Source organism: Trueperella sp., from assembly GCF_043424875.1.
In the GTDB taxonomy this organism is placed as follows: domain Bacteria; phylum Actinomycetota; class Actinomycetes; order Actinomycetales; family Actinomycetaceae; genus Trueperella.
This window is the reverse complement of the sequence record NZ_JBHWPL010000034.1, coordinates 1-6,705: the sequence shown is the minus strand read 5'-3', so window position 1 is coordinate 6,705 and position 6,705 is coordinate 1. Positions and strand designations below refer to the sequence as shown.

At 63.2% G+C, this 6,705-nt stretch carries 8 protein-coding genes; 4 read left to right on the top strand and 4 right to left on the bottom strand.

Translation table 11 applies throughout. From position 1 onward, the window contains the following. Window positions 1–78 precede the first annotated feature (78 nt). The gene (locus ACHFFR_RS03125; RefSeq protein WP_394262818.1) at window positions 79–2,046 is read right to left on the bottom strand and encodes a tryptophanase; all 1,968 of its coding nucleotides are present in this window, start codon (window positions 2,044–2,046) and stop codon (window positions 79–81) included. Window positions 2,047–2,344: 298 nt separating this feature from the next. On the opposite strand from ACHFFR_RS03125, the gene ACHFFR_RS03120 reads away from it, so the two are divergent. After that, window positions 2,345–2,614 (top strand): GNAT family N-acetyltransferase, encoded by a 270-nt coding sequence (locus ACHFFR_RS03120; protein ID WP_394262817.1) that lies wholly within the window; start codon window positions 2,345–2,347, stop codon window positions 2,612–2,614. A 7-nt stretch (window positions 2,615–2,621) separates the two neighbouring features. On the opposite strand, the gene ACHFFR_RS03115 is transcribed toward ACHFFR_RS03120, so the two are convergent. Further along, window positions 2,622–3,737: a DUF2804 domain-containing protein gene (locus tag ACHFFR_RS03115; RefSeq protein WP_394262816.1), complete on the bottom strand. Its 1,116-nt coding sequence runs from the start codon at window positions 3,735–3,737 to the stop codon at window positions 2,622–2,624. A gap of 96 nt (window positions 3,738–3,833) precedes the next feature. On the opposite strand from ACHFFR_RS03115, the gene ACHFFR_RS03110 reads away from it, so the two are divergent. Continuing rightward, window positions 3,834–3,974, top strand: coding sequence for a hypothetical protein (locus tag ACHFFR_RS03110; protein ID WP_394262815.1), 141 nt, complete (start codon window positions 3,834–3,836; stop codon window positions 3,972–3,974). Window positions 3,975–4,201: 227 nt separating this feature from the next. Here ACHFFR_RS03110 and ACHFFR_RS03105 read toward each other — a convergent pair whose 3' ends face one another. Beyond that, window positions 4,202–5,197, bottom strand: a complete 996-nt coding sequence (locus tag ACHFFR_RS03105; protein WP_394262814.1) for a potassium channel beta subunit family protein — start codon at window positions 5,195–5,197, stop codon at window positions 4,202–4,204. A 72-nt stretch (window positions 5,198–5,269) separates the two neighbouring features. Then, window positions 5,270–5,668, bottom strand: coding sequence for an MmcQ/YjbR family DNA-binding protein (locus tag ACHFFR_RS03100; protein ID WP_394262813.1), 399 nt, complete (start codon window positions 5,666–5,668; stop codon window positions 5,270–5,272). Window positions 5,669–5,804: 136 nt separating this feature from the next. On the opposite strand from ACHFFR_RS03100, the gene ACHFFR_RS03095 reads away from it, so the two are divergent. Both ACHFFR_RS03095 and ACHFFR_RS03090 read left to right on the top strand, forming a co-directional pair. Beyond that, a complete protein-coding gene (locus ACHFFR_RS03095; RefSeq protein ID WP_394262812.1) occupies window positions 5,805–6,299 on the top strand; it encodes a hypothetical protein in 495 nt (164 codons plus the stop codon). Between the two features lie 45 nt (window positions 6,300–6,344). Next, a partial coding sequence (locus ACHFFR_RS03090) for a hypothetical protein (RefSeq protein WP_394262811.1) occupies window positions 6,345–6,705 on the top strand: 361 nt, incomplete at its 3' end.

The window sequence follows — 6,705 nt, the reverse complement described above, 5'->3', positions numbered from 1 at the left end:
AAACACCAATGTCCGCAAAGAAGCCAACGAAATTAGATACAACATGCCAAAGGCCTTCTCGTGGCTCGAATTTATGTTCTAGCCCCCTAGCCAGATACCCGCTAACGCAAGCCCACGCCAAGACCCCCTCAGCCTGAAACGTGCTCCAGCCGAGTAGCCGAAACAGCGACGAGCACCAGATAGCCGAGCTTCCAACGCGCCACTGAATAGCCCCAGAAACAGCAAAACCCCTGGCAAACAGGGTTTAGCAGCGAGTGGGACTCTTATCAAATCCGACGTCCAAACATCCACGTTTATGCTGGTCACAGTGCTGTCTGCGCCATTATTGACACTCAGGGACACAGGCCGTACCCGAAAGCTCACACACGGGACCCCCTCGTTCAAGACTCCACGACGCATGACTCGCACGGGGCACCTCACGCAGGACTCCCTCACGCAAATGGTGCAGGTTCCCCCTAAAGCGGGCAGGAACTTCCTGCCCAGTTTGGAGAGAACTTGCCCCGGATGCGCATAAAAGCTCGGTAAGGCCGCCCAGCCACGCCATCCCCGGCGACGCCCGGCACCAGCCACCACCAGCCACGCCCAGCCCAGGGCGCGGCCACCTTCCAGCGAGTCGCCGAAGTCCTCGCGGATCTTGGCGGACAGCTCCTTGGGCCAGTCTGAGGTCGGGCGCATGCGGCCGTAGAAGAAGCGCAGGATCTCAGGCTCCTCCTCCCATTCCAACCCGCCGATGATCTCGCGGTTGTCGTACAGCCACTTGACGCGGTCGATGAGGTAGTTGACCTGCGAGAGTGTGAACACGCGGCGCGGCATCGCCAACCGCACGAGCTCCATGTTGGCCAGCGGCTCCACGCCGTCGGCGTCGCGCTCCTCGGACATCGTGCCACGCTCCATGCCACGCACCCCGGACGCAATGTAGAGCGCCGCATTAAGCGCACCCGCCGGGTACTGCCGCTGATCGATATGGCCAACGAAATCCATGGCATTCAGATGCGCGCCCAGACCACCGGCCGGCTTCACCACGGGAACGCCGCGCTCGTCCAGCTCGCGCACGGCATACTCGATAAACTGCGGACCGTGCGAGATCATGTCGTAGTCCATGGTTTCCTCAAGCCCCACGGTGATCGCTTCCATCTCGCGCACCGACATGCCGCCGTAGGTCAGGAAGCCCTCAAACATCGGGACCAGCCCGCGCATGCGCTTGTACATCGCCTCGTCGCGCAACAGGATGCCGCCACCGCGGCCAAACCCTAGCTTGCGGGCGGAGAAGTAGAAGACGTCGCACGCGTCGGCAATCGCGCGGGCGATCTCGCGGATCGACATGTCCGCGGCCTGTTCCTCGCGCTCCTTGATGAAGTACAGGTTGTCCTGCAGAAGCGAGGCGTCGAGCACGAGCGGCACGTCGAACTCCTCGCACAGCGCCCGAACCTCGCGCAGATTCTCAAGCGAGAACGGCTGGCCGCCGATCAGATTCGTGCCCGCCTCCATGCGCACGGCCGGCACCGACGCATCGGATTCGAGCAGCGCGCGCAGCTGCTCCGTGTGCATGTTGCCCTTAAACGGGTGATTCACCGTGACGTCAATGCCCTCGGGGCGCAGGTACTCCACAACCTCGCCACCGTTGGCAAGGATGTGCGCTTTGGTGGTCGTGAAGTGGTAGTTCATCGGGACAATATCGCCGTCGTCGACCAACGTCGAGAAAATAATGTTCTCGCAAGCCCGCCCCTGGTGGGCGGGCAGGAAGTAGTCCATGCCGAACAGCTCGGTGACCTTGCTTTCCAGCCGGAAGTAGGTGGCCGAACCGGCGTAGGCGTCATCCGCGTTGAGCATCGCGGCCTGCTGCTCCTGGCTCATGGCGTTGACGCCGGAGTCCGTGAGCATGTCCAAAAAGACGTCCTTGTTCTTCAGTAGGAACGTGTTGAACCCCGCGCCTTCGATCGCCGCGAGGCGCTCCTCGATCGGAAGCAGGTGCAGCTTTTGAATGATGCGTACCTTGTGCATTTCCAGCGGGTACTGCTGATCTCCATAGAACGCAACGTTGGCCATGGCGGGCTCCTTGGGTTGGTGCCGAATCGGCGGGGGTGCCCTCACCCTAGCGAAACTGCCCGCCGCCCCTCCGAAGTGTCCATTTTTGAGCACCGGCGCCGCACGCGAGCTCTTCCCCGCGTCAGCCGTTGGCGTGAAACGTTCGCCTCGCCGCCACCGGCGCGTAGCCTTACCCCCCAGTCGAGTTTTACGGAGAACCATGACCATCACGTTGAAGGACGGCACGCACGCGAGCGTCCGCCACGATTCCGCCCAGAACCGCTTCGAGATCAGCGACGACGACGGCAACTAGCTTGGCTTGACCGCCTACGTTCCCACCGACGACGGCTGGATTTTCTACCACACGGAAGTCGCCGAATCTGCTGGCGGTCGCGGCGTGGGTAGCGCGCTCGTCGCCGAAGCACTGAAGGCAGTCGCCGACGACGGCGTCACGGTCGTCCCGACCTGCCCGTTCGTCGTGAACTGGCTTGAGAAGAATGGCGAGTCCTACGCCACGGCCGGAGGCACGTACCGCAAGACAACCCGCGAGGACATCGAGGCTCTGCGCGCAGGCCTCGCCGACGAGTAACCGGGATTTACCAGCGGTTTCGCACGTCCTCGGCGAAGCCGAGCATGCGGTCGATCACGAGTTCGCGCCCGTCCACAATCACCGTGCCCGTGAAGTATCCGAAGACCTGATGGGCTTTCATGGCCAGCACGCCGAGATCGGTGACGGCGTCGTGATCCCATATCGGCTCAAGGCGCAGATCAACTGACGGCGAGTGGAGGTGCCACGGCGCTTCCCAGTTGCCGAACTCGTAGTCCCACGTAATGTCCTCGTGGATCGGATAGAGCCGGCCATCCACGGTCACGGCGTTCTCGCGCGAGCCCGTGCCATCCGTCCACTTTCCGCCAAACTGTAGGCCGACGGCAAGGCGCTCGGCGCCGGCAGGTTCGCTCACCCATCCGCTCGCCGCGCCCCAATTCCACTCCATCTTGTATGGCCATCGGCCGCGCCCGTGGTCGAGGATCGCCCAGCTCTCCCCCTCCGGCAATTCGATGAGTTCGCCGTCGAGCTCCACCCACCCCGACGCCGGCAGCGCCGTTTCCTTCACCGTGTATTGGAAGCGCTCGCGTGACCACGGCACGACGACGCCCAGGCTCTCGTGATTCGGCGCGCGATGCGCGACGACGTCGAAGCGCACTTTCTCGATCCCACCCGGCGCGCTCCCGCGGCGCGCCGGAGCCTGGCCGTCTGCGCGCAGCCGAGTTCCGGTGTCGTCGGAATCGATAAACGCGCGCATGTGACCCGGGCCGGGCTCACGCACGCGGCCGCCAAGACTCAGTGACCCGCCGCGAGCGCGCATGCCGTCCTTCAGGCTCGGCGGGAGGATCGAACCGCGCGCGAACGGGACGATGGCCGTGACGTCGAGGCGCCGACGCGTCGGGATCTCGTACACCCACACGGTGTGCGAGGAGGCGTAGTCGACGTCGGAAATCGTGAGCGACATGAGGTGGGTCGGCGTCATGACCAGCCAATACTCCCACCGCTTGTTGCGCCCCCAGACGTCGGGGAGCAGGCCGTCTCCAGAGCCGATCCCGGACGTGTCGTGGAGCGGGCGCCTCGTCCAGCCGACGGCGTCGGGGTTCAGCCCACCGCCGGGCGCGGTCAGTGACACAGGTGTGGTGATCTCGCGTTCGCCGTTTCTCATGCTCCGATCCTATGCGGGTGCCGCCACGGCCGCGCGCTCGGCAGCCCTTCACGCAAGACAGTACAAATTTCAACTGTTTGCCGATAGGGTGGTTTCATGTCGAATCTTGAACCAAAGCCAGAAGAACGCGTCTGCGGCGGATTGCGCGACGGCGTCACCGACGTCGGCGATCATGGCATCCGGCTGCTTGAACCGAGGGTGGTCCCCCTTGGCGGACCGCGCGCGATGACGGTCTAACGCACGCTTCCGCAAAAGGCGCGCTCGCTCGCGTGCGCGTGGTGTTTCGTGGATTCCTACGGGCCAGATGATGTTGCGGAATCGGGCGGCATGCGGGTTGCCTCGATTGGCACAGGTCCGAGGAGATTTCTGGCGAGGGCTGGCGGGCGAAGGTCTTCCTCGGCGACCTGCTCGGCCAAAGCTTCGCCGCTAGGCCAAGGCGCCGTGGCTAGGCCAAGGCTTCGTGGCTAGTCCTGAACGCCGGGCGCGGCGAAGGCCTCGTCAATCGTGGCCTTAAGCTCGGGCGTCAGACGCTCGAGGGCATTGAGCGCCCCGAGGTTTTCGTTGAGCTGGTCCACCGACGAGGCTCCCAGAATCACCGTGGAGACATTCGGATTCGATGCCGTCCACGCCAGCGCGAGCTGAGCGGTCGACACGTCGAGCTCCTCGGCGATCTCCGCCAGCTTCTTCACCGGGGCCGCGCTTTCCTCAGCGAGCTTGACCAGACCATCGTGACCCCGCAACGTCGCACGCGAGCCCTCCGGGACGCCGTCGGCGTACTTGCCCGTGAGGATTCCGCCAGCGAGCGGGCTCCACGTGGTCAGTCCCAGGCCGATGTCCTCGTACAGGCGCTTGTACTCGTCTTCGACGCGCGTACGGTTGAGCAGGTTGTACTGCGGCTGCTCCATGACGGGCTTGCGCAGGTTGCGCCGATCGGCGATCTCCCACGCCGCGCGAATCTCATCCGCGCTCCACTCGGAGGTGCCCCAGTACAGCGCCTTGCCCGACTCGATGATGTCGCTCATCGCATACACCGTCTCCTCGATCGGGGTGTGGGGATCGGGGCGGTGGCAGAAAATGAGGTCCACAAAATCGTGGCCGAGGCGCTCGAGCGAGCCGTCAATCGCCTGCATGAGGTACTTGCGATTGAGGGTGTTTTGCATATTCGGCATCTCGCCGTTGATACCCCAGAAGAACTTCGTGGAGATCACGTATTCGTGGCGCTTCCAGCCGAGCTCGCGGATGGCCTCACCCATGATCTCTTCGGATTGGCCACCGGCGTAGACCTCGGCATTGTCGAAGAAGTTCACACCCGCTTCGGCGGCCGCTTGGAATTGCTCCTTGGCGATCCCGGTATCCACCGAGCTTCCGAAGGTCACCCACGATCCGAAACTGAACTGGGAGACCTGCAGACCGGAGGATCCGAGGCGGTTATATGGCATATCTGGAAGTTGTGTCGTCATGGTTTCACGCTACACCGAACCTCCGACACGCTTGGGCGTAATTGCCCACGGCGAACGACGAGGAGTAGCCCCTTAGCCACCGAGTCGCGACTCAATAAACGCGTCCACGTTCACCGGTCGGGCGTTCTTCGGAACCCCGGACAACACCGCAAGATAGGAATCGATCACGAATTCGCGAACAAGGTCCGCAGAAACATCGTCTCCACGCTCGTCGTCGCTGGCAGTCACCGAAATCCAGTGTTTCTTGTTCATGTGATACCCGGGCGTGATGGACGGGTAGGCGGCGGTGAGTTCGCGGGCGTCGTCGGGGTGCGCTTTGAGAGTGATGAGCGCGCGGTTGGCGGGCAGAAGGAGGAACCACTTGCCGGCCACGCGGGCGGCCTGCCAGTCCTTGATGAAGTCGTAGATGTCGGCGCCAGGCAGCTCGAGCGCGGCCGACGTCGCAGCCCTACGTAGCTCGTCCTTCTTCACAGCCCCTCCCCTCGATGACTCGATTCAGTGTAGCGGTGAGGTCGCGCACTTTGGGCACTTGGGTACAAGGATTGCGCGCGGCTCAGGAGTATCGTTGCACGCGCCGGTACCCACTACTTAACGAATTTAGGGAATTATGAAGAACAAGCTTTTCGCAACAGCAGCCATCGCGGCACTTGCACTCACCGGTTGTTCCGATTCGACCGGTTCCTCTGACGATCCGGCAACGGACGCCACGGTCGAGGCAACAGAAACGACGACGGACGAGGCCACAGACGCCGACGACGACGCGGGCGTATCGCTCCACGGCACGTACAACTCGGTCGATGAACTGCAGAGCGCGGCCGTCGATGCCGGATACGCGTGCGCGGCTCCGGAAGAGCTTGGCTGGAACCAGGTCTCATGCGACGGCGTCGACCTGCTCGGCGTATTCGCCAACCCCGGCTCGGCCTCGGCATATGTTCACAAGGCTGAAGCGTCCGCCGAAGAGCCCTTCACCGCACTCGTTGGCGACAACTGGGTGATCATCGGAGAGGAAGCAGACCTCACCGAGCTCCAGGCCGAACTCGACGGCGAGATCCAGAATTTCGACGCCGCACCGGCTGAGGAAGACACCGAAGACGCCGCCTAATTTGCAAGGGGATTTGCGTGGAGTCGCCGGGTTGATCGGCGTACATTGACCTATGAGCGGCTCGCGCAATCCCGGCAAAACCACAGTTCGCCATACGTATCTGACGACGCCGCGGCAGTTGAAAAGATCCTCGATCAGGCCTTTTCTATTCGGGCGTGGACGAGCACCCAAGCGATTCACGAGTCCGCGACTGAGTTCGTGCTTCGCTCTTTCCTCGTCCGGGCGTCCTTTGCCTACGTGGCAGAAACCGACGGGCAGCTCACCGGCCTGCTGATCGGGTGCATTCACAGCCACCGCAAGCTCCCGATTTCCCTGCGCGCGCCACACCGGCTCGTCACCACGACTGCGAAGATCGCCGTGCGGGCGGGCCGCCAACTGCCCACACTGTGGCAGCATCTTCAGATCG

What these genes read in the sequence shown, in the direction of transcription:
- ACHFFR_RS03115 (WP_394262816.1), bottom strand. Translation starts at nt 3,737, where the DNA reads ATGAGAAACGGCGAACGCGAGATCACCACACCTGTGTCACTGACCGCG.
- ACHFFR_RS03110 (WP_394262815.1), top strand. Translation starts at nt 3,834, where the DNA reads ATGTCGAATCTTGAACCAAAGCCAGAAGAACGCGTCTGCGGCGGATTG.
- ACHFFR_RS03095 (WP_394262812.1), top strand. Translation starts at nt 5,805, where the DNA reads ATGAAGAACAAGCTTTTCGCAACAGCAGCCATCGCGGCACTTGCACTC.
- ACHFFR_RS03125 (WP_394262818.1), bottom strand. Translation starts at nt 2,046, where the DNA reads ATGGCCAACGTTGCGTTCTATGGAGATCAGCAGTACCCGCTGGAAATG.
- ACHFFR_RS03105 (WP_394262814.1), bottom strand. Translation starts at nt 5,197, where the DNA reads ATGACGACACAACTTCCAGATATGCCATATAACCGCCTCGGATCCTCC.